The organism is Marinobacterium rhizophilum DSM 18822 (assembly GCF_000378045.1).
Classification (GTDB): domain Bacteria; phylum Pseudomonadota; class Gammaproteobacteria; order Pseudomonadales; family Balneatricaceae; genus Marinobacterium_A; species Marinobacterium_A rhizophilum.
Window position 1 is genome coordinate 105,182 of the sequence record NZ_KB899092.1, and the last position, 23,794, is coordinate 128,975.

Consider the following 23,794-nt stretch of genomic DNA (forward strand, 5'->3'; position numbering starts at 1 on the left):
CTGTAGAAAAATTACAGATTACTGCTGGTCAGGCTAGGCACGGTATCGTTTTCGATATTGCGTAACTCGTCCAGGACAATTTCGTACTCGGCATCGAAAAGCCCGCCCGGCGGAATTTCCTGATCGAGGTAGATAAGGGTCAGTTCCGGCAGGCGTGCCTGAATGCGACCGAGTACAGTTGATCGTTCTTCAAGGCTCATGGCGGTGAGGGCTTCGTGCATGACCAGTACCCTTGGGTGTTTGACGATAGCGCGCAGCAACTGGATGCGCTGGCGTGCGATCAGGGGCAAGCTGCCACCTCGGATGCCGACCTGGGTGAAACCTGCCAGTACCATAACCATGGACTCGGCGTCTTGATCCTGCATGGCGGTATCAATAAGCTGCTGCAGCTGGTGCAGCTCAGCAGGATCAGTGCCGACCACCTTGCCGAACAGGACATTTTCTCGCACGGTCAGGCCCGCACTGATGCGATCCTCGCTAAAGTGATCAAAACTGCTGCACAACGGACAGTCGGTCCGCGCCATGACGACCTGTCGTGCGGCGAGCAGCTTTTCGGTCAGCGCCTCGTCCAGCAAGTCGGCGCCGTGCTGAAGCGGCACGATGCGCAGAAACAGCTCCAGTAGCAAGACACGGTCCTCGGCACTGCGCGCGGGATCCCCACGCTCCAGTTCACTGATCCGGCGGCGAAAGTCCGCTGTGTCGAACTCGCTGAAGGTGTCCGGCAGTGGATCAAGCGGGCCGGCCTCCACCATCACTTCACCCAGTCGGTTGGCCATGCGACGGCCGCACTCCAGCGCCTGGCTGGTCAGTTCGAACTGTTCGAGCAGGGGTTCCATCAGGGGGTGTGCAGCCATTGATGCCGGATCGCTGATGGGCGGGCGGGGGATGCCGAAGCCCAGGTTCTGCGCGACTGACAGGCCGCAGTTGTAATGCTGTGGATCAAATCGCTCGATAAGGTGCTCGAGGCCGGATTCGGGTACCTGTTGCAGTAACTGTTGGCGAACCCGGAGCAGTCCGTCCGACAGTTCCTTGGGGCGTTCCGCGGGGTTGTATTTCTGGTTCATGCCGACGTCGTAGATGAGTTCGTCCGCTCCCACGACTTTCAGGCCTTCATAAAGCCAGTGCCGCATGTCTTCCCAGTTTTCCGCGTGGGCCAGGGCAAAGTCGGTCCAGATGCCGTCGAAGCGGTCGGTACTGTTGCCTGAGGCCTTAGCTTCGTAGATTTCCCAGCGCCGCTGGCTGTCGATCTGCTCGGGTGACTCTATCGGTGGCTTGAGCCGCATGCTGTAGTTGATGTTCTGCAGCATGTTGCCCGAAAACAGGAAGGCGTCGGGGCCGACATAGGTCAGCTCACGTGCCAGCAGATCGGAGGGCAGGTCCTGCAAGTCGACTTTGCCAAACATCAGATGGCCGGTGAGTGGTGGATTGATCCGGATCAGGGTCCGCGCCAGTGCGCGCAGGCGGGAAGGGTCCTGGCAGCGTATGGCCACGCTGCTGCCGGCAGGCAGCTGAAGGTTGATGTTGCGTACCAGGCGATTGCCAATATCGCTGCCCACCGACACTTTTTCCAGGCGGATGTTGTTATCCAGATGGGTCGGGCTGTTGTCACTGGTGGGCACAATGGGCATGAGATCCTGGGACTGGAACTGCTCCAGAATCTGCTCGTATTTGATCAGGGAATCCTGGTACTGCTGGTAGTAATCCAGCAGTTCCTTCCAGGGAGCGGCAAGGTCCTTGTGAGCCGCAACTGCGGCGACCAGCGCCCCTATAGTCAGGTCGCCGCGAATGGCCAATACACCGCCGATGGAATAGAACATCAACGGGGTCAGTTGGTTAATGAGGTTATTGATGAACTTCATGAAAAACTTTTTCTTGTAGATGTCGAGCCGTATGCGAAACAGTTCGCCCAGAATCTTGGAAAATTCGGCCAGATGATAGGGGCGGGTGCCATGAAGGCGTATCTCCATCATGCCGTCGACACTTTCGCCAATGCGCTGGGAAAAATGACGCACCGTCCTTACCCGTTCCTTTTTAAGCAGATTAATTTTGCGCTGTAGTCTCGGGATGATGACGATCTGCAATGGAATCAGAAGGATGGAGGCGAAGCCCAGGATCGGGTCCTGCATGAACATGAACAGCAGGATGGTCAGCATGGTGCCACCCTGAAAGGCCGGCAGTGCAATGCTGTCGCCGATGAAACCCGCCAGCGGTTCGGTTTCGGCTGTTACGGTCGAGATCAGTTCGCCCTGGCTGACCATCTGGAAGCGCCGTGGCTGAAAGCGCAGAATGCGCTCTACCAGCTGGTAGCGCAGGCGCCGCACCAGGCGCTCACCCACAATGCCCTTGTAGGTGTTGATATACATTTTCACCAGACCGTTGATCAGGATCAATGTCAGCAGCAATGCGCACAGGCCCAGCAGGTAGTACATCGGTTCAAGGGTGATATCGAAGAACTGCTTCAGGTTGGCAGCATCACCGATCGCATCGTTGATGATGATTTTGGGCAGTTCCAGCGAGACGTAAAGCAATGGAAAGGAACAAAAAGTCATCAAGAGCAGACGGATCTGCTGTGGCAGGCTGTAGCGCAGAATAAATCGGACAATGGACTTGTCCATAGGTTGATCTCCGAGCCTGAACAAATGTCCCCTGGCACGACCCATCGTCCAGCGGTACAGAAAAGCTACACGCAGCGGCGCGCAGGTTAATTTTGCTGCTATGCAACAAACATATCTTAATAGTGTAGCCTCGTGCAGGGAAAGTATTCTGTCCTCAGCCGGAACATTTTTTAACGAACCTGCGTGTGCAAAGTTCAGGTTACGTCTTGGCCTGGCAATTGGATCAGGGCATGACTGGCCCAGGGATGCTGCTGCAGTTCGGTGTGCAAATGATCAAGGAACAGGCGTGTTTTGGGATTAAGGTGCTGTCGGCTGGGGTAAAGCGCAGTGAGTCCGATACTGGGGACAGGGTAGTGCTGCAGAACCGGCACCAGGTTCCCCGCATCAACCTGGGGCTGGGCGAAAAAACAGGGCAGCCTGGCGATTCCAAAGCCGCGCTGGGCCATGTAGCGCATGAACGTCAGGCTGTTGGTGCGAAGGGGGGTTTCCATCTGCAGGCTATGGCTTTGGTCCCAGTTGCCAAAATGGAGCGGATCGGAACGGTGCAGCAGACCGATATAGCGATGATGTTGCAGGTCGTGCGGGCTGACCAGTGCTGGATGCTGGCTGAGGTAGTCGGGCGCGGCGTAAAGTCCGCGCGCAACCTGAGCCACGGGCTGTGCGATAAGGCTTGAATCTTCCAGCGCCCCGACCCGAATGGCGATGTCGACGCCTTCTTCCACCATGTCGATGACCCTGGAGGTCAGTTCCACCTCCATTTGGATCTTGGGGTATTGCTGCATAAAGCTGGACAGAGCGTCATCGAGCATGGCCAGTGCCAGTTCCGTGGGCATGGTGAGCTTAAGGCGACCCTGAGGCTCTGGCTGATTGACACTTAAGCCATGGCGAGCGTCTTCCAGTTTGCAAATCAGTGGGCGACAGCGCTCAAACAGTTCCTCACCGTCGGGGGTGAGGTGCAGCTTGCGGGTCGTGCGTTGCAGCAGGCGAATACCGAGTTCGTCCTCGAGCTGCGAAATGCGCCGGCTCAGGGTGGATTTCTGTGTTCCCAGGCGCTCGGCAGCGGCGGTAAAGCTGTTGGCTTCCACCACGCGAACGAAATAGCGCAGATTATCGAGATTCATGAGGGGGCCCAGGCAACGATTGGTGCAGTATTATCATGTTATTTGCAACAATGGCCAAGCACTGCGCGCGAGTACATCATCAACCGTCTCGCCACGGCGCGGCCGCAGCGATGCATGCGGGAAGCAAATCACGCGCAGGCCCGAAGGGCCGAACGTATTTTCTTTTGTGCAGAGAGGCGTTGGGTGAGTCGGCAGTGTGGGCTCAGGTAAGGTGTTGTTTTGATCGCAATCTGCGCTCACCAGGCCTGATCGTTGTCCTGCTGTTGCCTGGCGTGTTGATAGATTGCATCCACGATGGCTTTCAGGCCATTGCCCCTGGACGGGCTCAGGTGCTGAATGAGCTTGAGGCGTTCAAACTGTCCCTGCAGGTCAAAGCTGAGGATATCGTTGGCCGTTTTGCCATTGAATGCCGCCAGCAGCAGGGCGATGAGGCCGCGAATAACGCGGGCATCCGAGTCCATCTGCAGCCAGAGTTTGCCATCGCGGCGTTCGACACACAGCCAAACATGGCTTTCGCAGCCATGCAGGCGGTTGCTGTCGGTGCGCAGTGCCGCGCTCATGGCTGGCAGGTTCTTGCCCAGCAGCATGATTTCCCGATAGCGGGCCTGCCAGCCGCGGCAGTTCTCGAGTCGTTGCAGGAGCGTATCTGCAGCCACAGGTGGCGTGCTCTGGGTCTCACTCTGTAGGGGTGTGCTGTTGTCCTGTGGAGGCTGCCGGTTGTGCTCCTGCACGATCTCTCTGAGCACGCAGGCAAAGCGCTCGACTTCCGCCTGGCTGTTGTAAAACGCAAAGGAGGCGCGCAGGGTGCCAGGCAGGCCCAGGCGCTGCATCAGGGGCATGGCGCAGTGGTGGCCGGCACGTACCGCGATGCCGTACTGGTCCAGCATCAGGCCAAGATCCTGCTGGTGCAGGCCATCGACGCAGAAGGACATGACACTGACCCGCTGGGCGGCCTGACCGACGGGGCGAAAACCCGGAATGTCGCTACAGAGTTCAAGTGCCCGGTGGAGAAGCTGCATCTCGTGGGCTTCCAGTGCCTCGCGGTCAAACTGCTGCAGGTAGCCGATGGCGGCGTCCAGCCCGATAACACCGGCAATATTGGGCGTACCGGCTTCAAACTTGAAAGGCAGTCCGGCAAAGCGAGTGGCCTCAAAACTGACATGCTCAATCATTTCTCCGCCGGCCTGCCAGGGCGGCATGGCCTCCAGCAGCGACTCGCGCGCCCAAAGGGCGCCGATACCGGTGGGTCCGAACAGCTTGTGGCCGGAAAAGACAAAGAAGTCGCAGCCTATTGCCTGTACATCAATGGGCAGGTGCGGGGTGGACTGGGCGCCATCAATCAGCACCCGTGCCCCGGCGGCCTGGGCGGCCCGGGTCATTTCAGCCACCGGGTTCAGTGTGCCCAGGGCATTGGAGGCATGGGTGAGCGCCACCAGGCGCGGTCGTTCTTCTAACAGGCGCAGATAGGCGGCCTGATCCAGGCTGCCATCGTCCAGCAATGGTATGGCCTTGAGGCGTGCGCCCAGCTGCTGGGCCAGCAGCTGCCAGGGGACGATATTGGCATGGTGCTCCAGCGCAGAGACCAGAATCAGGTCGCCGGCGCTCAGCTGTGAGCGTCCATAGCTGTGTGCCACCAGGTTGATGGCCTCGGTCGCACCGCGGGTCCAGATGATTTCGCGCGGGCTGGCAGCACCGATAAAGCGTGCCACGTTCTCCCGGGCCCGTTCAAAGGCCCGGGTGGCCCGGCTGCTCAGACTGTGGGAGGCGCGATGCACATTGGCATTGCTGTGGCAGTAGTACTGCGACTGCGCGTCGATCACCACCTGGGGCTTCTGGGTGGTGGCGGCGTTATCGAAGTAGATCAGCGGCTGGTTATGCACCTGCTCCCCCAGAATGGGGAAGTCGGCGCGCAGGTGTGCTATATCGAGCATCAGTGCGGGTCAGCGCTGCGCAGCAGCTGACTCTTCCAGCGGGCGTAATACATGGCAGCACCAAAGAGCACGCTCACCACTATGGCATAGCTCAGGCCCAGGCCAAAGGTGGCTGGGTGGGTGGCGGCCAGCACCGCTTCAATAAAGAACAGCAGCAGCATGAAGCATAGCCAGGCGTGAGCCCGAGGCTTGCCCTGCAGCACCGAGGGTGCAAAGCACAGCAGCGGCACCAGATGCCAGAGCCAGACAACCCAGGGGCGACCGCCCGGCGCCGGTTGCAGCCACAGGTACCAGGCGCTGAGCAGGCCCAGCAACGCGGCGTAGCTGCCCAGCGTCAGCAGGCGAGCGGCGCGTACCTTGGCATCGAGGTTCTTGTCGAGGGTCGTTTTCATCAGGCTCTCCGGGAAAACAGTTTTACCGCCAGCTCACCCAGGCGTCTGCCCTGAGCCTGGCACAGCTTGAGTTCGGTGGCATCGACCGTGCGCCCGGCCTTGGAACCGGCCACATGGGTGGGCCCGTAGGGTGTGCCGCCGGTCTGTGTGGTCAGCAGTTCCTGCTCACTGTAGGGCAGGCCGGTGATCAGCATGCCGTGGTGCAGCAGTGGCAGCATCATGCTCAGCAGGGTGCTTTCCTGGCCGCCATGCAAGCTGGATGATGCGCTGAATACCGCAGCGGGCTTGCCGATCAGGGCTCCGGAGAGCCAGAGCGCACTGGTGCCGTCGATAAAGTGCTTCAGCGCGGCGGCCATGTTGCCGAAACGCGTCGGGCTGCCAAGCGCCAGGCCCGCGCAGCCGGCCAGATCCTGCTCGCTGCAGAACAGGTCGCCCTCGGCCGGAATCGAGTCCGCCGTGGCTTCACAGACGCTGGATACCTCGGCCACGGTGCGCAGGCGTGCCTCAATGCCGGACTGTTCAATGCCCCGCGCGATTCGTTGCGCCATCGTACGGGTGGCGCCGTGGCGGCTGTAATAAAGTACCAGTACGTAGGGGCGATCCTGGCCGGGGTTCGTCACCTCAAAGAATCTCCAGCACGGACTCGGGCGGGCGGCCGATACGGGCCTGGCCGTCGCGAATGACAATGGGGCGCTCGATCAGTTTGGGGCATTGCACCATGGCGGCAATGATCTGCTCGTCGCCGAGGCTCGTATCGCTCAGCCCCAGCTCCTTGTATTCCGCTTCCTTGGTGCGCAGCAGTTCGCGCGCGCCAATGCCAAGGGCCGCCAGCACCGCGCGCAGTTCATCTGCGGTGGGTATATCCTTCAGGTATTCACGCACCCGGGGTTCGATGCCGTTGTCCCGCAGCAGCTGATAGGTTTCTCGGGACTTGGAGCAGCGTGGGTTATGATAGAGGGTAACTTGACTCATGGCGCTTCCGTATCGAATTTGGGCGGCGCCTATTGTAACTGCCAAAGCTTTAACGCAAAAGGACTTCACCATGAGTGCTGTTAGCTTGCGCCCGTGCGGCGTGTCATTTGACGACTGTATTATTAAGCCCGTCTCTAACAGAGGCTGTTTGAATGCAGCGTCCTGTCTGCAATGGGGGAGGTTGCCTGCATGAATGCCTTGCTGGACACCCGCGGAGTACGCTTTGTGCGCTACCTGCTGAGCCATTTTGTTGACAACCAGGGGGTGCTTAATGCCGCCGCACTCACCTATACGACGCTGTTTGCCGTGGTACCGCTGATGACGGTGACCTACTCGATGCTGGCAGCGGTACCGTCATTTCACGGCGTTGGTGAAAGCGTGCAAGGCTGGGTGTTCGAGAACTTTGTGCCGGCCACCGGTGAAGTGGTACAGGATTATCTGAAGAGCTTTACCTCACAGGCGCGCAACCTGACGGCCATCGGTGTGGCCTTTCTGGCCGCGACGTCCATCATGATGATGAAAAGCATCGAAGCGGCCTTCAACCGTATCTGGCGTGTATCGAAGCCCCGGCGTGGCATGTCGAGCTTTCTGCTGTACTGGGCCATTCTGAGTCTGGGCCCTGTGCTTATCGGTTTGGGCCTGGTACTGAGTTCCTATGTGGCGGGCCTGTCGATCGTCAGTGATGCCGCTTCATTGGTGGGGCGTGCCCGTTTGCTCAGTCTGTTACCGATGGTGCTGTCTGCGGCGGCGTTCACTTTGCTCTACGCCGCGGTGCCCAATTGCCGCGTGCCGCTGCGCAGTGCCTTTATTGGTGCCGTGGTGGTGGCGGTGCTGTTTGAAACGGCCAAGCGCGGCTTCGCTTTTTTCGTTACCCAGTCACCGTCCTATCAGCTGATTTATGGCGCCTTCGCGGCGGTGCCCCTGTTTCTGCTGTGGATCTATATTTCCTGGATGATTATCCTGCTCGGCGCCGAGCTGACCCGGGCGCTGACCGTGTATCAGCCGGTTCGGCGCCAGGTCGAGGCGTCTCATCTGCAAACCGTCGTGGCGGTGCTGTACCGGCTGTGGCAGGCGCAGCAGGAGGGCGTGGCGTTGCCTGACCGGGTGTTGCTGCAGGAGGTGGCGGGGCTGGATCAGGGGCGCTGGGACGAATACCAGGTATTGTTGATGGATGCCGGGGTGTTGCAGCGCAATGAGCAGGGTGCCTATCTGCTGAGTCGGGATCTGTCCCATTATCGCCTGCAGGAACTGACGGAGGTTTTGCCCTGGCCCATGCCGGCGCCCTTTGCCCATGAGTCCATCAATCCGTGGGAGCGGCGTCTGAATCTGCGTCTGCAGGCACTGGCACATCAGCGCAGCCAGCAGCTGGATGTGGCGATGCTGGACCTGTTCGCGCCGGATCAGAAGGGCGAAGAGAGCAGTGCGCGCCAGGGGGGGAATAATGCCAACCGCAGCCAGGATTGAAGCCCGGCAGGTGCGTGTGACAGGGCGGGTACAGGGCGTTAGCTTTCGCTATTTCACCTGTGAACAGGCCCGCCGGGAGGGCTTGCAGGGCTGGGTGCAGAATGAGCCCGACGGCGCTGTAACAGGCTGGCTGCAGGGAGAGCCGCAGGCACTGGAGCGCATGTTGCAGTGGTTGCAGCACGGGCCGGCCCTGGCCCGGGTTGACCGGCTGGAAGTCGAGCCCTGTGACGTGGATGCGGGCTTGCGGGGGTTCGAAATACGCCGCTGAGCCGTTCGAGATTCAGTGAGCTTTATTGGAGCGCGTGCAGAGCAGCGCTACAGGTAGTCTTCGATGTCGATCTGCTCATTCTGCTCCGTCGACAGGTAGCGTGCAGCGTACTGTTCACAGACGCCGCTGTGCAGAAACAGCCGGAACAGCTGCGGGTCTATATGCCCGCGGTCGCGCATCTGGCCCATGATACTTAAGGCTTCGCTCAGGCGTTTGGGGTGCTTGTACGGCCTGTCCGCGGCGGTGAGTGCCTCAAAGATATCCGCAATCGCCATCATGCGGGCCGGCAGTGACATCTGGTCTCCCGTCAGCCCCCGTGGATAGCCCTGACCGTTCATACGTTCGTGGTGACCGCCGGCAATTTCCGGTATGCCCCGCAGGTGCCGCGGATAGGGCAGTTTTTCCAGCATGATAATGGTCTGCACGATGTGGTCGTTTATCTTGTAACGCTCTTCCGCTGTCAGAGTGCCCGCCGTGATCAGCAGGTTGTACAGTTCCCCGTGATTGTAAAGATGTTCCGGCTGTTGCAGGCGAAAGCCCCAGGGGTTGTCGGCGGGGATGCGGTCGGCCTCGGTGCGCGGAATGATATGGAAATCCTTGTCGGCCAGCAGTGTTTCGCGCACCGGCAGGGTTTCGGGGTTGTCGGGCCGTCGCTGCCGCTCTTCCCAGGAAATGCCCAGGCGATCATCCAGCGTGCGTTGCCACTCACGGGTGGCAATTTGACGCAGGCGCTGCTGATCGGCCGCCGCCATCTGTTCCCGGCCCAGGTTGCAGTGGGCGACAAAGGAAAAGTCGGCATCCAGCTGAGCAAGTTCTGTCTTTAGCTGTGACTCGAGCTCGGTCCGCGATGGCGTGCCGGCACCGGCGGCGTCCAGCTGTTGCCAGAAACGCAGTTGTGCGTCGCGCTTGAGTACTTCGAAGCGGGTGCGGATTTCATGGATACGGTCATAAAAGGTTTCCAGCTTGGTGGCCTTTTCAACCACATATTCCGGTGTGGTGACCTTGCCGCAGTCGTGCAGCCAGCTGGCGATATGCAGTTCTTCCCATTGATCGGCACTGAGGCTGAAATCCCGAAAGGCGGGGTCGGTGCTGTCGCAGGCGGCCCGGGCCAGCATTTCAGTGAGCGCGGGTACACGGGCGCAGTGTCCGCCTGTATGGGGGGATTTGGCATCGATAGCGCCGGCAATCAGCTCGATAAAGGCTTCAAGCAGGGCCTTTTCCATACCGATGAGCTGGCGGTTTTCCAGTGTCAGTGAGGCAAAGCCGGACAGTGTCTCGATAAAGGACAGCAGGTCGCTTTCTCGTTGTGGGTGGCTTTTGTCATACAGTAGGCAGAGCACGCCGACGGACTCGCGTTTGCGGTTTAGCAGGGGGATCGCTATAACCTTGAGCCGGTCTGTACCCAAAGCCTGCAACAGTGTGAACATGGGATGGTGAGTAGTGCGGTGGTTCAGTGTCTGTGTGAGGCTGGATTCCTGCGCCAGGCAGTTGGCGAGCTGGTGGTCACTGTGCAGGCTGCAGGGGGGCAATACCGGAGGCGTCGTTGCCGCTTCTGCCAGTTTCAGACTGGCGGGCTCCAGGCGCGTATCATCGTCATTTACCAGGTAGATGGCTGCGCCAGCGGCCTGGCTGACACTCATGGTCTGGGTGGTGATCAGCTCGATCAGTGGTACAAAGGCCGTTTCTTCTGACATGCTGCCCAGCATGTCGAGAAACTGGTTCAGGGTATCTTTCATCACCGTCATGCTGTGACCAAGGTCGTCAATCTCGCGAATGCGCGAGTGGGTGCTGATGGGCTGGTCGAGCTGGAAACGCCGGATCATGCTGGCTTCATAAGCCAGCTGGCGCAGTGGGCGGGCGATCTGACGGGCCAGTAGCCAAGTCAGCGGCAGCGCCAGCAGCAGTATGATCCCGGTGATCAGGTTGGACTGGCGTCGCATTACCATCGCCTCGCCGAGCAGCTCCCGCTCCGGCGTCAAAGTCAGCAGTTCAAAGCGGATGCCGCTGGCGGGCTCCAGCCGGTGCAGTTTTCCGCGCCATTGCTCGCCGTCCATTTCGAGGGGGAAGTCGCGCATGCCTGCCTCGATCAGCGCGCTGGCCTTGTCGAGTGCCGGGGAGCCCAGACTGTCCAGACGGGCAACTTCGACGACTTCATCGTTGAGCAGAAGTACCAGCTTGCCCGGGTCTTCGTAGGCCAGGGCGTTGTAATCCTGGTCCAGCAGCACGACTTCACTGTTTGGGGTGATGCGGATGTTGGAGATCGTTTCTGACAGGCTGTCCAGGGCGATATCGGCGGCGACGACGGCCGTGCGGTCCGGTGTGCGGCTGGACAGCGTGATCCCGACCCTGCGCAGCAGGCTGAAAAAGTGCGGCGCGGTCGCGACGTGGCGATCGCTGGCAATTGCCTCCTGGTACCAGGGCTGCTGACGCGAATCCTCCTGCGCCAGGCCAGCCGCCGTCTGTCCGATGAGTTGCAGGCGGGCATCGAAAAAGAACCGCTCTGTGGTGCGCTGGCCAACGTCATTCAGTTGTATGTTATCGGCCATCAGCCGGGTGTCCTCGGGAGCGGCGAAGGCCTTGCGGATTGACTCCGTATGCGCCGGCCGCACGATAAAGGCATCGCCGCTTTCATAACCGAAACGCAAGCCCATTACCTGGGGTCGCTGCTCCAGTGCCTTGGCGAGCAGCGGAATTTTCGACAGGCGCTCCTCGAGGGTCCAGGCGCTGACCAGCGAATCCAGCGTCAGCATATTGACCGTCTGCACGATGGGCTGGTAAGTGCGCAGAAAATCCAACGTCAGCTCGTTGCCATAGTGGGTAAACAGCTGTTCCGATGCGGTGAGGATGATTTCGCTGGACTTGCGGTAGTTGTACCAGCTGAGACTGCCCCCGAGGATGGTGATCAGGAGCACGAACAGGGTCGTGATCTGCAGGTGCAGCGGAAAGCGGCGGCGCTGGGCCATGGGCGTGCTGTCTATACGGCTCGTTAGAGGGCTACTATAGCGCAATCACTGAGCTGTCGGGAGGGTCAAGCGTCCTGAATACGGCCTGTGGCGACCGGTTGCTCCTGGGCTATGGAAACTGGCGTAAGGGCCCGCGCTCAGGAGGCTTTAGCGCCCAGGCCGCCGTCGGTTCGTACTCCGTCAATCTGTTTTTTAATCGAGGTAACGCTTCAGGTGGCGGGGACAGGTGCCACTTGGGAGGAAGAATCGCAGCCTTTCCGGATCGAGAACGTTCACTACTGAACCCAACCCGTCAACTGTAGGCAAAAGAACCTGTGGCGGGGGCAAAGGTCCCCCGCCCGGCTGTTGAAAAACACCCTGTTAGATGTTCAGCTTCTCGGCCAGGGTGGCCAGCAGCTGGTCGATCTCAATGTCCTGGTTGTCGGTGTCGCGACGGCCCTTGTATTCGAGGGTGCCGGCTGCAATGCCGCGATCCGAAATTACCACGCGATGTGGGATGCCGACCAGTTCCATATCCGCGAATTTGACGCCAGGGCGTTCCTTGCGATCGTCGAGCAGGACATCGTAGCCGGCTTGCTGCAGGTCCTGATACAGGCGGTCGGCGAGTTCCTTGACGTCGTCGGACTTGTCATAGTTCAGCGGCACCAGGGCAACATGGAAGGGGGCAATGGCGTCAGGCCAAATGATGCCCTTGGCGTCGTGATTCTGTTCGATGGCAGAGGCGACCACGCGGGTTACGCCGACGCCATAGCAGCCCATATCCATGACCTGCGCCTTGCCGTTTTCGTCCAGCACAGTGGCGCCGAGCGCCTGGGAGTATTTCTGCCCCAGCTGGAAAATGTGGCCCACTTCAATACCACGGCGAATTGACAGGGTGCCGTGGCCATCGGGGCTGGGGTCGCCTTCAACCACGTTCCGCAGATCCGCAACCTGAGGCAGTTCAAGATCACGTCCCCAGTTGATGCCGAAGTAGTGCTTGCCATCAATGTTGGCGCCGGCGCCAAAGTCGGACGCGTGCGCCACGGCACGGTCGACGATACAGGGGATCGCCAGGTTCACCGGCCCGAGGGAGCCTGCGCCGGCACCGATGACCGAGCGGAATTCGTCTTCCGTCGCCATGGTGAGCGGCGCCGCAACCAGCGGCAGTTTTTCGGCCTTGAGCTCGTTCAGTTCGTGATCACCGCGGACCAGCAGCGCGATGAAGTCAGCCTCGCACTCGTCCGAGGCATGCACGATCAGGGTTTTGACGGTCTTTTCGATCGGCAGCTGGTGTTGCTCGACCAGGTCCGCAATGGTTTTTGCGTTGGGGGTGTCTACCAGGTACATCTCCATGCTGGGTGCCGCGCGTTCACCGGCTGGCGCCAGGGCCTCTGCCAGTTCGACGTTGGCGGCATAGTCACTGCTGTCGGAGAACGCGATATCGTCTTCGCCAGAGTCGGCCAGCACATGGAATTCGTGGGAAGAGCTTCCGCCTATCGAGCCGGTATCGGCCAGTACCGGACGAAAATCGAGGCCGATCCGAGTAAAGATGTTGACGTAGGTCTGGTACATCAAATCATAGGTGGCCTGCAGCGAGTCTGCGCCCAGGTGAAAGGAGTAGGCATCCTTCATGATGAATTCGCGTGAACGCATGATGCCAAAACGTGGGCGTATCTCGTCGCGGAACTTGGTCTGGATCTGGTAAAAATTGGCCGGCAGCTGTTTATAGCTTTTCACTTCGCGGCGGATCATGTCTGTGATCACTTCTTCATGGGTCGGGCCGACGCAGAATTCGCGATCATTGCGGTCACGCAGCCGCAGCAGTTCGGGGCCGTACTGTTCCCAGCGGCCGGATTCCTGCCACAGCTCGGCGGGCTGTACGGAGGGCATCAGCACTTCCTGAGCGCCAGAGCGGTCCATCTCCTCACGTACGATGCGCTCGACCTTGCGCAGTGTACGCAGGCCCATGGGCAGCCAGTTATACAGGCCTGAGGCGACCTTGCGAACCAGTCCTGCGCGTAGCATCAGCTGATGGCTGATTACTTCGGCGTCGGACGGAGTTTCCTTGAGTGTGGCAATCAGATATTGGCTAGCGCGCATAGATCCTAAACCCAGAAATCGGAAAATGTTGCAGAAAATCGCACCATTGTAGGGACGCGGAGGTCGGCAAACAAGCCTGTTGCGCAGTTGCCGGGTTTTGACGGGTACGCGTCGCGCAGATTATCGGGGGGTCAGGCGGCATGGAGATCCTGTATCTGCATAAAGGCAATCAGTTGCTCCAGCTGGGATTCGTCGAACAGTGCCATGCCGTGGCGCATCAGTTCGGATGCGGTAAGGCCGCTGCCGGGTATCAGTACCTGGCGAAACTGGCCGTCATAGATCTGGTCCCGGCCACAGGACGGGCTGCGTGACTGCAGAAGCGCGCAGCAGCAGTTTTCGCGCCGGGCCACCTCCAGCGCCAGCTCCGCACCCCGCAGGTAGGCGGGCGTGAGATCTTCGCCGTCACGATCGGTGACCAGTATCGGAAAGCGCTGGCGAATTTCCGCGGCGCGCCTTGGAACGGGCAGGCCGCCGGCAACTTCAGGGCAAAAAGGTACCAGGCGTCCCTGGTGTCGCCACTGCTCAAGCTGTGGATGGCGCAGCAGCTTGTGCTGTCCGTCGTAGCGAACGTTCTCCCCCAGCAGGCAGGCGCTGACCAGTATTTTTCCCATGTTAACAGTCTTCCTTGTCGAGCAACCGAATGATGACGGCGCAAAGACTAGCAAGGCCTTGTTAAAAAAACGTTAAACAGTCGGGGTGCCTGCTTGTGCAGTTTGAACCTGGTTGCGCCCCTGGGACTTGGCCCGATACAGGGCGCTGTCGGCACGACCAATAAAGTCTTCCGCCGTTTCGCCCGCGCGATATTGGGTGACGCCGAAGGACGCGGTGATGGAACTGATGGCTTCACCTGACTTTTTCAGCTTGATACGGATAGCCTGAATCTTGTCGCGCAGGTTTTCAGCCAGGGCAATACCCCTGTCGAGCGTATCGCCGGGTAGAAGAATGGCAAATTCCTCGCCGCCAAAGCGTACCGAGAGCAGCGGTTCCGAGGTATTCTCCAACAACAGCTTGCCCACGTATTGCAGCACCTTGTCACCCATGAGGTGACCGTACTGGTCGTTGAAATTCTTGAAGAAGTCGATATCCAGCAGCACGATAGTGGTCTTGACGCCATCTGGGCTGCTGATCAGTTGCTGCAGTTCAGTGTCAAACACGCGGCGGTTGAATAACCCCGTGAGAGGGTCGATACGGGCATCCTGCCGAGTGCGTTGCAGTTCAGCCTTGAGCGTGGCTATTTCAGCCTGGGCGTCATCGATACGCGTCTGGAACGCGCGTGTGGTGGCACTGATCGCTTCGGTGTTGAGGGCGAGGTTATTGATAATGGATTCCAGCGGCAGTGCACTGTTTTTCCCGCCAGTCAGGGCGCTGAGGCTGTCCTGCAGGACTTCGCTGTAATCGCAGGTGCGCCGGGCGGTTTCGTGGGCGTGATCGTTGAGATCATTCATCAGTGCGATGAGGCTGCTTTGAATATCCTTGGCGGATTCAAGTTCATCCTTGATCATGTGTTCGCGGAACAGCTGCTCGCTCACCATGACCGGGCAGGTACCGTAGGTGGTCACCGTTTTGTCCAGCACGGTATTGAGTTCGGGCATGCGCTCGGAAACGTAGGTATACCAAAGGGCGTAGTTCAGCGGATTGGGCGGTATGTTGAACTTGACCATCAAGGGGATGGCTCGACGCAGATAGTCTGCCGCCTGGTTGGAATTCTCCGCGAATTTCATAGGTATCCTTCTTCGGTCCGACGGATATGACGTGAATGCCCCATTTTAGCGCCGGTGTCGGCGCCGATATTTCGGGCGCAGGCCGGTACTATAAAAGACTTTCCGTGTTCAGTACCAGTGATCGGAATGTCACACATCGCTAACGTACCAGCTATTGCGTCTGAAATGGAACCGGTTGGCGCGAGGAAAGCACGCATTTCCGAACCTTGCCGAACCTTGCCGAACCTTGTTCAGGTGATTGATCTGCTTGGCAGGCTTGTCTTTGCGCGGGCATACAGGGACTATCCTTAGTAGGCAAGCTCCGGGGGAGGTGCACGTGACAAGACGAACGAGGGTTGAGGCTGTGCTAAGCGCTGTGGTGCTCAGCGGGCTGATCAGCGCGAACAGCCTGGCGCAGTCTATGACAGGGACCAGCGCAGCGAACACGCTGCACGGCCAGGCAGCGGGTCGGGTTGGAATGTTTTCGCCGGCGCAGGGACATTTCGAGTCTCTCGATGAGGCGATTGAGCACTACCGCGCCCTGGCGCTGGAATACCGCTGGCCGCCTATTATCCCGACGGGATCCCTTCGCCTGGGAGACAGTCATCCGGTGGTGGCCGATATTCGCAATCGCCTGATACTGCTGGGGGATATGGCTTCAGGTGTTGCCCCGGCTGAATCCTGGCTGTTTGATGCCCCGCTGCAAGCGGCGCTGGAGCGGTTTCAGCGTCGTCACGGCCTGGAGGTGGATGGTATCCTGGGGCGCAACACGCGCGCGGCGCTGGAGGTGGAGCCGGGCGAGCGTTATCGGCAATTGCAGCTGAACCGAGAACGCCTGTTGCAGTTCGAGGCGCAGCGCGGGGCTCAGAACACCTATGTAGTGGTTAATATCCCGGCTTTTGAAATGCGTTATGTCGAAGCCGGAGCGCCGGTTCTGCAAATGCGTGCCATCGTGGGCAAGCTCAAGGCGCGAACGCCGCTGGTGGCCAGTCAGATTGAATCCCTGGAACTGAACCCGGATTGGAACGTGCCCAGTGGCATTGCCTATCGGGACATCGTGCCTGATATGCAGCGCTCCCCCGATTACCTGTCCAGCAAGGGGCTTGAGCTGGTTGTTGGTCACGGTGCCTCCATGCGATCCTTGCCGTTGAGTGAGCTGGATTTCGAGCGGCTCTATCATGGCCCGCAGCCGCAGCAACGTTTCTGGCAGGCACCGGGACCCAACAACCCGCTCGGTCAGCTGAAATTCAATTTTCCCAATTCTTATCTGGTGTACATGCACGGCACACCCAGTGCTGGGCTGTTCGAAAAGCCGGTGCGTAACTTCAGTTCGGGCTGTATTCGTATCGAGTATCCGGACCAGCTCGCCAGGCGCCTGTTCGGACTGGCGGGTGGAAACGACGGGAGTGAGTCCGTGTCGCGGCTGGAGCGCGAGATAGCCAGGGGCGAAAATCGGGTGTTGTCATTGCCTAGTCCGGTGCCGGTCTATACCACGTACTGGACCGCCTGGCTGGCGGATGACGGCCAGGTGCAGTTCCGCGATGACCTCTATGGCTATGACGCCGACGCCGGTACGGGTTCCGTGCCGGCTGATCAGCACGCCAGGGTGATGGGGCCCTGATGCGAGCCAGATAAAATGGGTTCGTTTGCTATAACGCAGTCAGGCGCGTGCCGGGCAGCGAAGCCAGGCGCCGCTCGAGCACCTCGGCCTCATCGGCGCTCAGTTCCAGCAAAATTCTCAGTTGATCCTGCCATTGGCGCTCAATCACCCGCACATTCAGTTGCTGCATCAGGTGCTCCAGGGGGCCGGTCAGCGCATGGGGCGCGAGCAACTGGTAGGTTTGGCTAAAAACCCGCGTTTCGGTGGGGAGGCTTGCCAGGCATTCCTGCACCGCCTGGCTGTATGCCCGCACCAGGCCCCCGGCCCCCAGTTTGATGCCGCCGAAATAGCGGCTAACCACCAGGGTAATTTCGCCTAATGCCGAATGGGTCAGTACATTGAGCATCGGTTTGCCTGCGGTGCCGCGCGGCTCTCCGTCATCGCTGCAGTTCCACAGGTTGTAATCCCCGGGTGCGCCGGCAACGTAACACCAGCAATGGTGATTGGCATCGGGGTAGCGGCCGCGTACCTGGGCGATAAATTCGTTGGCGGCCTCCTGGCCGGCGGTGGGTGCTGCCTGGCAAATAAACAGGCTGCGCTTGATTTCAAGTGTGACCGCATGCTGCTGGGCAGGGCGCAGGTAGCTTTCAGGCATCGCCTGGGGACAGCCACAGTCTGATACTGGAGAACCAGTAATGCTGCTGCAGGTGATCACGCAGTGCCTGTTGAACTGCGTTGCCGGAGAGTCCGCAGCGGGCGAGCAGGGCATTGTCCACTTTCAGCTCCAGCTCAATGCGGGCCTTGATGTAGTACAGCGACAGCTGTTCCCACTGCAATTGCGGATGCACTTCGGTCATCGCGTCCTTCAGGGCCTGCTCGACCTCGGCCCGCAGGGGAAGCGTGTCACAGTAAAGTCGCAGGTTGTCGTTGTACGTGTCGATGTGGAAGATGATATCGCCGATATCGTCAAACCGGGTTTTCAGGATGCGCACTGCGGTGTCGCCGATATAATGGCCTTCCGAGGCGCTGAGGTGGCTTTCAACCTGGATATGCATTTCCAGCAGGCTCTGGCCGCCCATGAGTCGAGTCTTCAGGCTATGCACGCTGATTACGCCATCGACATCCCGTACAGCTTGTTCCAGTTCGCGCACCTGCTGTTCCGGCAGGGCAGTATCAACCAGTTCCTTGATACTTTTCCAGGTCAGATCCCAGCCAATCTTGGCAATCAGTAACGCGACCAGCACGGCGGTGAGCGCATCGAGCCAGATCCAGCCGAGCATGGCGCCGCCAATACCGATCAGCACCACGATGGACGAAAATGCATCGCTGCGGCTATGCCAGGCGTTGGCAATGATGAGATCTGACTTGAGGCGTTTTCCGGCGGCCAGGGTGTAACGGTAAATCCACTCCTTGCTGACGATGGAACATGCAGCAACGATCAGTGCGGGCCATTCTGGAATCTGCAGCGTCTCGCCACTGAACATCAGCCCGACGCTGTTGTAAGCCATGGCGCCGGCAACGGCTATCAGCAGGGCGCCGAGCATGACCGTGCCGGCAGTCTCGAAACGTGCATGCCCCCAGGGGTGGTCCTCGTCGGGTTCCTGATGCGATACACGCAGAACGAGCACGACCATAAAGTCCGTTGCCAGATCCGACAGTGAATGTACGCCATCGGCAATCAGGGCGTGGGAATGTGAAACCACGCCGACAAGAATCTTGGCGATGCCGAGGATGGCGTCCAGAAGACTGCCGACCAGTGTTACCTTCTGCGCTTCGCGCTGGCGTTGTTGAGCTGTGTACATTACAGATCCATTGATAATAAGAGCGCTAATAGTAGCGGCTGGGACGGGCCGCGGGCCAGTCCTGTAAAGTAGAAGATACAGTCAGGTTCAGTACGGTTGGCACCCGCAGCTAACCTGTCTCAGAAAATTTACATAGCAAAATCGACATCAAACAGGCCGAATATCACCTTTATTCTAAAAATAGCGTATAACTCGTTGTTTTAGCGTAAAAAACACTACTGTTCAAAAAGTAATCAATCTGTGTCAGGCAGCGGTATCTCGGGGCGGTTGGAGGGTATTTTTCCGCTCACCCACACACTTATCCACAGTAGGTGTGGGTATAACGTTGCAGCCCTGTAACAATGGGCTTGTGGATGCTTTTGTCGGGGTTCTGGCTCAGCACAGGCCCCGCCATGGGCGATCGTCAATCGATCCCCAGAATCTTGTGGGTTTGCAGGCTCAGCTTCCACTGCGGATGATCCAGACAGTACTGCACGCAGCGCCGACGGTTGGCGTCAGCGTCGGGCCCGTCCAGCGGTTGCAGGTAGAAGTGCTCGAAGTCCAGTGCAGCAAAACGCTCGGGCGGTGCCAGCAGTTGCGGGTACACCAGCTTGAGCTCCTGCCCGGTGGTGACCACCAGCTCGGTATTGGCCTTGGGGCTCAGGCAGGTCCAGTCGATACCGGCGGGCAGGGGTTTGGTGCCGTTGGTTTCGATAGCGATCTCAAAGCCTGCGGCCTTGAAGGCATCGATCAGGGTGGCGTCGAGTTGCAGCGCTGGCTCGCCACCGGTGCACACCAGGTAGGGCGTGCCCTGATCCGGGTCTGGCCAGAGCGCGAATGCGGCGTCTGCCAGTGCAGCGGCGGTGGCAAATTTTCCCCCGTTCTGACCATCGGTGCCGACGAAGTCAGTGTCGCAGAAATCGCAGATGGCGCTGCTGCGATCCTGCTCACGTCCCGACCAGAGGTTGCAGCCCGCAAAGCGGCAGAACACGGCTGGACGCCCGGCCTGGGCGCCTTCGCCCTGCAGGGTATAGAACATCTCTTTAACGCTGTACATGGGATCTCCGGTACTGTGGGGGCTGTGCAGGCACGGCCGGTCAATCGGTAACGCTGTGACAGCCGTCAGTGACGGCGTTGCATGGCGTTTTTTAACGCCGTTGCATATTGACGGCTGTGCCAACCGGCGCTGCGTGACCTGTCAGGTTGCGCCCTGAACTTCGCCGCCAAATGCATTCAGTAGATCCGGAATCAGGCGCGTCAGTTCCAGGCCCAGCTGGGCGACGTCGGCATCAAAGCGGGCCAGTTCATCGTCAGCAACATCCTGCTGGCGTTCCTGGAACTGATCCGTCTGCTTGATACGGTGCACGCTGAGATCCTCATGCAGCAGAAAGCGCAGGTTTTCGTCCCACTCCAGTGCGAGTTTGGCGACGCGTTTGCCGGCTTCGAGATGGGCAACAATCTCGCTGCTGGTCAGGTCCTGGCCCTTGATACGAATGACGCCCCCTTCCACCAGATTGTCCTTGAGCTCGCACTCGTCGAGCAATTGCAAGGATGCTGGCAACGGCTGCTGCTGTTCCAGCCAGTGACTCATGACCGCGGCGGGGGACTGCTTGACGTCCGTAAGAATGACCGGCAGTGAGCCCAGGCTGTTACGCAGCTGGCTGAGCAGGTCCTCGGCGCTCTTGTGGCTTGATGCATCGACCAGCATCAGGCCCGCCTGGGGGGCGATCAGGGCATAGGTCTGCTGGCGTTTGGTGAAGGCGCGGGGCAGCAGGTCGAGAATGATTTCGTCCTTGAGCTGGGTACGCTCGCGACGATAGACCTTGCGTGCCTGTTCGTGTTCTATCTGCTCGACCTTTTCTTCCAGTGACTGGCGCACGACGCCGGAAGGCAGAATCTTTTCTTCCTTTTGGGTGCAGATCAGGTAATAGCCAGCGCAGCTGTATACCAGCTGGTCGGGCAGGCCCTTGCAGGGGGCGATCCAGCCGGAGCGACTCAGCTCCTGGCTGCCACAGGGCTGGAATGGCTGTTCCGCCAGTGCGCTCTCCAGGGCTTCGGCATCTTTGTCGAAAGGGGCGTTAAAGCGGTAAAAGATCAGATTTTTGAACCACATGGTATATCGTTGCCTGCTGAGTGGGGGCGCTATTTTAGCGGCTCATGGCCTAATTGCCATGGCGAAGGGAACGGGCAGGTCAGGGGGCAATATCCCCCCTGACGGTCGGGAAATCAGAGGCCTTCGTAAGCCAGCAGGGTGTGAACAGGAATCCCCGCGTCCTGAATGCGGGTGGAGCCTTCCAGGTCCGGCAGGTCGATCAGGGCGGCGGCTTCATAGACGCTGGCGCCAAGTTCCTTAATCAGTGTGCTGGCGGCCAGTATCGTGCCGCCGGTGGCGATGAGGTCGTCAAATATCAGGACACGGTCGCCCGGTCCCACGGCGTCGATCTGCATTTCAACGGTGGCAGTGCCGTATTCCAGGGCATAGTCAGCCTGCACGGTCTTGCCCGGCAGTTTGCCTTTCTTGCGCACCAGTACCAGTGGCAGGTTGAGGTGGTAGGCCATGATCGAACTGATCAGAAAGCCGCGCGCATCAATGCTGGCAATATGGGTAACTTCGGTGCCGATATAGCGCTGTATAAAATCATCCGTGACCATGCGCAGGGCTTTTGGGTCCTTGAAAATGGGCGTGATGTCGCGAAACATGACGCCGGTTTCGGGCCAGTCGGCAATGGTGCGAATGACTGATTTTACGTAGCACTCATCGTAGGACATGCAATCAACTCCTTGGGCGCCGCGTGGCGGCGGCTATGATGCGGTAAGTTCTGTTGCGACAGGAGCCCCGGCTATGGAGTGAGGCCCCTGCCAAATCGTTTCAGGGCGTCTGATGCAGGTTCGGACACTCGCCGGAGTGCAGGTAGAGCTGGGCGAGATCGGTGATGTCGATCTCCTTGCCTTCCACTTGTATCAGGCCGTTCTTTTGAAATCGCGTAAACAGCCTGCTGACAGTTTCGATTGCCAGGCCCAGATAATTTGCAATCTCGTTGCGTGACATTGACAGGCGAAAACGTGTCTTCGAGTAACCTCGAATACGAAAGCGTTCAGACAAACGGATCAGGAAGGTGGCCAGGCGCTGCTCGGCGGTTTTTTTGGACAGCAGCAACAGCATCTGCTGGTCATCACTGATTTCCCGGCTCATGGTGCGCATGATCTGGCGACGCAGCTCGGGCATTTCGCCGGCCAGCTCATCAAGTCGGGAGAACGGTATGTTGCAGACCGTGGTCGTTTCCAGAACGCGTGCGGCATTGGGGTACTGACCCGAGTCGATGCCGCTGAGGCCGATCAGCTCGCCGGGGAAATAGAACCCGGTGATCTGCTCTTCACCCTCGGCAGTCACCGTGTAGGTTTTTACGCTGCCGGCGCGTATTGCGAAAATGGATCCGAACGACTGGCCCTGATCAAACAGCAGCTCACCTTTTTTCAGCGGCTGGCTTTTGTTGATGATCGTGTCGAGCCGATCGATATCCGTCAGATTCAGTGATACCGGCAGACACAGTGCACTCAGGCTGCATGTATTGCAGTGCGACTGCTGGATGGGGCGCGCCTTGCCCGAGTTACTTGAGTCATCCATAGATACTTCCTGTTGCATGGATTGCTGTTTCCTAAATGAATAGGGCCGGCCGGATCGAGCTGCGCACGGGGCGACAGCGCACGAAAACGGTACAAGGGCGCAATTATCCACCATTTGGGGCGCTGGTTGAAGCCATGTGGGGCCGCTTTGGGTCAGGGCACCAGCACGGGTGCCAGTGTGAACAGCCCAAACAGGATAATCAGGCCGCCCGCCAGTTGCTGAGTCAGGCGATGTGCCAGCAGTTGGCGCAGCTGGGCTGCCATGAGGCCGGTGGCAAGCATGGCCGGTAATGTACCCAGGCCAAAACAGAACATGAGCAGGGCGCTTGTCTGCCAGTGACCGGCAGCGGATGCCCAGATAAGGGTGCTGTACACCAGGCCGCAGGGCAGCCAGCCCCAGAGCAGGCCCAGCGCAAGCGCCTGCAGGGGCGTGCGGGCTGGCAGAAAGCGACTGGCAAACGGGCGAATATAGCGCCACAGACCACTGCCGGCCCGCTCCAGATGCAACAGGCCCTTCCACCACTGGGCAATGTAAAGTCCCATGGCAACGAGCATCAACCCCGCCAGCGTGCGCAGTATCAGGGTCGCAGTCCCGTCGGCAACCAGCACGCCCAGGCCGCCCAGTAATGCGCCGGCCAGCGCGTAGCTGAGCAGTCGGCCGCCGTTGTAGCCCAGCAACAGGATGAGGGCGCCGGCGCGGCTGTCGGGGCGGGTCATGCCCACGGTCGCCGCGATTCCGCCGCACATGCCGATACAATGGGCGCCGCCGAGCAGACCCAGAATCAGCGCTGTGCCAATGGAGGCGCCTTCAGTCATGCTTGGGGTCGGCCTTGGTCGTGCTCGCCGGGCTGGCGGGGCGAGCGGCTTTTTGCTGGACGTCGTCGGGTATCAGGCTGTCGTCATCGTCAAACAGAATGCTGTGTGCGGGGGACTCCATATCATCATACTGGCCGCTGTTGACGCTCCAGAAGAAGGCCCAGAGGGCGCAGCCGACAAAGATAATGGCGATGGGAATAAGCAGGTACAGAATATCCATGGGTCAACCTTTGGAACCTGTTAGAAATCGAGCCCGGGCCCGTCGGGCCTTTCTGGAGAGACGCAGCGCGTTGCCAACCACGACCCGTGAGCTGCCGGACATTCCGATGGCGGCCGGATTATAGAGGGTGGCGCTATGAAGTGCTTGTTTATTCATTTTGACTGCTTCGTCTTTCGTGACTTCTTGCCTGCCTTTCTGGACAGGCGCAGCGCATTGCCAACCACGACCAGTGAGCTGCCGGACATTCC

21 protein-coding genes are annotated in these 23,794 nt (G+C 59.5%); 3 read left to right on the forward strand and 18 right to left on the reverse strand.

Features of this window, described 5'->3' with window-relative positions; all coding sequences use genetic code 11:
* Window positions 1-11: 11 nt before the first annotated feature.
* The 6 genes from F451_RS0105315 to arsC form a co-directional block, all read right to left on the reverse strand.
* Window positions 12-2,615 carry an ABC transporter transmembrane domain-containing protein gene (locus F451_RS0105315; RefSeq protein WP_020680316.1) on the reverse strand — a complete coding sequence of 868 codons (2,604 nt, stop codon included), beginning with the start codon at window positions 2,613-2,615 and terminating at the stop codon, window positions 12-14.
* A 194-nt stretch (window positions 2,616-2,809) separates the two neighbouring features.
* Window positions 2,810-3,736, reverse strand: coding sequence for a LysR family transcriptional regulator (locus tag F451_RS0105320; protein WP_020680317.1), 927 nt, complete (start codon window positions 3,734-3,736; stop codon window positions 2,810-2,812).
* 236 nt (window positions 3,737-3,972) lie between these two features.
* Complete coding sequence (locus F451_RS0105325; protein ID WP_020680318.1) at window positions 3,973-5,667, reverse strand: SufS family cysteine desulfurase; 1,695 nt, start codon at window positions 5,665-5,667, stop codon at window positions 3,973-3,975.
* A complete protein-coding gene (locus F451_RS0105330) occupies window positions 5,667-6,059 on the reverse strand; it encodes a DUF2069 domain-containing protein (RefSeq protein ID WP_020680319.1) in 393 nt (130 codons plus the stop codon). Before F451_RS0105330 ends, F451_RS0105325 begins: the two co-directional genes overlap by 1 nt.
* On the reverse strand, window positions 6,059-6,679 hold the full coding sequence (wrbA, locus tag F451_RS0105335) for an NAD(P)H:quinone oxidoreductase (RefSeq protein WP_020680320.1): 621 nt from the start codon (window positions 6,677-6,679) through the stop codon (window positions 6,059-6,061). The genes F451_RS0105330 and wrbA overlap by 1 nt, the downstream gene beginning before the upstream one ends.
* 1 nt (window position 6,680) lies before the next feature.
* Window positions 6,681-7,031, reverse strand: a complete 351-nt coding sequence (arsC, locus tag F451_RS0105340) for an arsenate reductase (glutaredoxin) (RefSeq protein WP_020680321.1) — start codon at window positions 7,029-7,031, stop codon at window positions 6,681-6,683.
* Window positions 7,032-7,220: 189 nt separating this feature from the next.
* Here arsC and F451_RS0105345 point away from each other — a divergent pair, with 189 nt between their 5' ends.
* Window positions 7,221-8,495, forward strand: a complete 1,275-nt coding sequence (locus F451_RS0105345; protein WP_051103910.1) for a YihY family inner membrane protein — start codon at window positions 7,221-7,223, stop codon at window positions 8,493-8,495.
* On the forward strand, window positions 8,473-8,763 hold the full coding sequence (locus tag F451_RS0105350; RefSeq protein ID WP_020680323.1) for an acylphosphatase: 291 nt from the start codon (window positions 8,473-8,475) through the stop codon (window positions 8,761-8,763). Before F451_RS0105345 ends, F451_RS0105350 begins: the two co-directional genes overlap by 23 nt.
* Window positions 8,764-8,810: 47 nt before the next feature.
* Here F451_RS0105350 and F451_RS0105355 read toward each other — a convergent pair whose 3' ends face one another.
* The 4 genes from F451_RS0105355 to F451_RS0105370 all read right to left on the reverse strand — a co-directional run bounded on the left by F451_RS0105355 (window position 8,811) and on the right by F451_RS0105370 (window position 15,526).
* On the reverse strand, window positions 8,811-11,726 hold the full coding sequence (locus tag F451_RS0105355; protein WP_020680324.1) for an HD domain-containing phosphohydrolase: 2,916 nt from the start codon (window positions 11,724-11,726) through the stop codon (window positions 8,811-8,813).
* A 360-nt stretch (window positions 11,727-12,086) separates the two neighbouring features.
* On the reverse strand, window positions 12,087-13,805 hold the full coding sequence (locus F451_RS0105360) for a proline--tRNA ligase (protein ID WP_020680325.1): 1,719 nt from the start codon (window positions 13,803-13,805) through the stop codon (window positions 12,087-12,089).
* Between the two features lie 131 nt (window positions 13,806-13,936).
* A complete protein-coding gene (locus F451_RS0105365; protein ID WP_020680326.1) occupies window positions 13,937-14,416 on the reverse strand; it encodes a 2-thiouracil desulfurase family protein in 480 nt (159 codons plus the stop codon).
* Window positions 14,417-14,488: 72 nt separating this feature from the next.
* Window positions 14,489-15,526 (reverse strand): GGDEF domain-containing protein, encoded by a 1,038-nt coding sequence (locus tag F451_RS0105370; RefSeq protein ID WP_020680327.1) that lies wholly within the window; start codon window positions 15,524-15,526, stop codon window positions 14,489-14,491.
* Window positions 15,527-15,842: 316 nt separating this feature from the next.
* On the opposite strand from F451_RS0105370, the gene F451_RS24895 reads away from it, so the two are divergent.
* On the forward strand, window positions 15,843-17,126 hold the full coding sequence (locus F451_RS24895; protein ID WP_156826381.1) for a L,D-transpeptidase family protein: 1,284 nt from the start codon (window positions 15,843-15,845) through the stop codon (window positions 17,124-17,126).
* A 28-nt stretch (window positions 17,127-17,154) separates the two neighbouring features.
* Here F451_RS24895 and F451_RS0105380 read toward each other — a convergent pair whose 3' ends face one another.
* The 8 genes from F451_RS0105380 to ccoS all read right to left on the reverse strand — a co-directional run bounded on the left by F451_RS0105380 (window position 17,155) and on the right by ccoS (window position 23,546).
* The gene (locus tag F451_RS0105380) at window positions 17,155-17,760 is read right to left on the reverse strand and encodes a YigZ family protein (RefSeq protein ID WP_020680329.1); all 606 of its coding nucleotides are present in this window, start codon (window positions 17,758-17,760) and stop codon (window positions 17,155-17,157) included.
* Entirely contained in the window at window positions 17,753-18,907 is a 1,155-nt protein-coding gene (locus tag F451_RS0105385; protein ID WP_020680330.1) for a cation diffusion facilitator family transporter, read from the reverse strand. The genes F451_RS0105380 and F451_RS0105385 overlap by 8 nt, the downstream gene beginning before the upstream one ends.
* A 403-nt stretch (window positions 18,908-19,310) precedes the next feature.
* Entirely contained in the window at window positions 19,311-19,943 is a 633-nt protein-coding gene (queE, locus tag F451_RS0105390; protein WP_020680331.1) for a 7-carboxy-7-deazaguanine synthase, read from the reverse strand.
* 141 nt (window positions 19,944-20,084) lie between these two features.
* Complete coding sequence (gene rdgC, locus F451_RS0105395) at window positions 20,085-20,999, reverse strand: recombination-associated protein RdgC (RefSeq protein ID WP_020680332.1); 915 nt, start codon at window positions 20,997-20,999, stop codon at window positions 20,085-20,087.
* Between the two features lie 113 nt (window positions 21,000-21,112).
* Complete coding sequence (locus F451_RS0105400; protein ID WP_020680333.1) at window positions 21,113-21,655, reverse strand: adenine phosphoribosyltransferase; 543 nt, start codon at window positions 21,653-21,655, stop codon at window positions 21,113-21,115.
* 100 nt (window positions 21,656-21,755) lie between these two features.
* Window positions 21,756-22,511, reverse strand: coding sequence for a fumarate/nitrate reduction transcriptional regulator Fnr (fnr, locus tag F451_RS0105405; RefSeq protein ID WP_020680334.1), 756 nt, complete (start codon window positions 22,509-22,511; stop codon window positions 21,756-21,758).
* Window positions 22,512-22,663: 152 nt separating this feature from the next.
* Window positions 22,664-23,326: a sulfite exporter TauE/SafE family protein gene (locus tag F451_RS0105410; protein ID WP_020680335.1), complete on the reverse strand. Its 663-nt coding sequence runs from the start codon at window positions 23,324-23,326 to the stop codon at window positions 22,664-22,666.
* Window positions 23,319-23,546: a cbb3-type cytochrome oxidase assembly protein CcoS gene (gene ccoS, locus F451_RS0105415; protein ID WP_020680336.1), complete on the reverse strand. Its 228-nt coding sequence runs from the start codon at window positions 23,544-23,546 to the stop codon at window positions 23,319-23,321. The genes F451_RS0105410 and ccoS overlap by 8 nt, the downstream gene beginning before the upstream one ends.
* Between the last annotated feature and the right edge of the window lie 248 nt (window positions 23,547-23,794).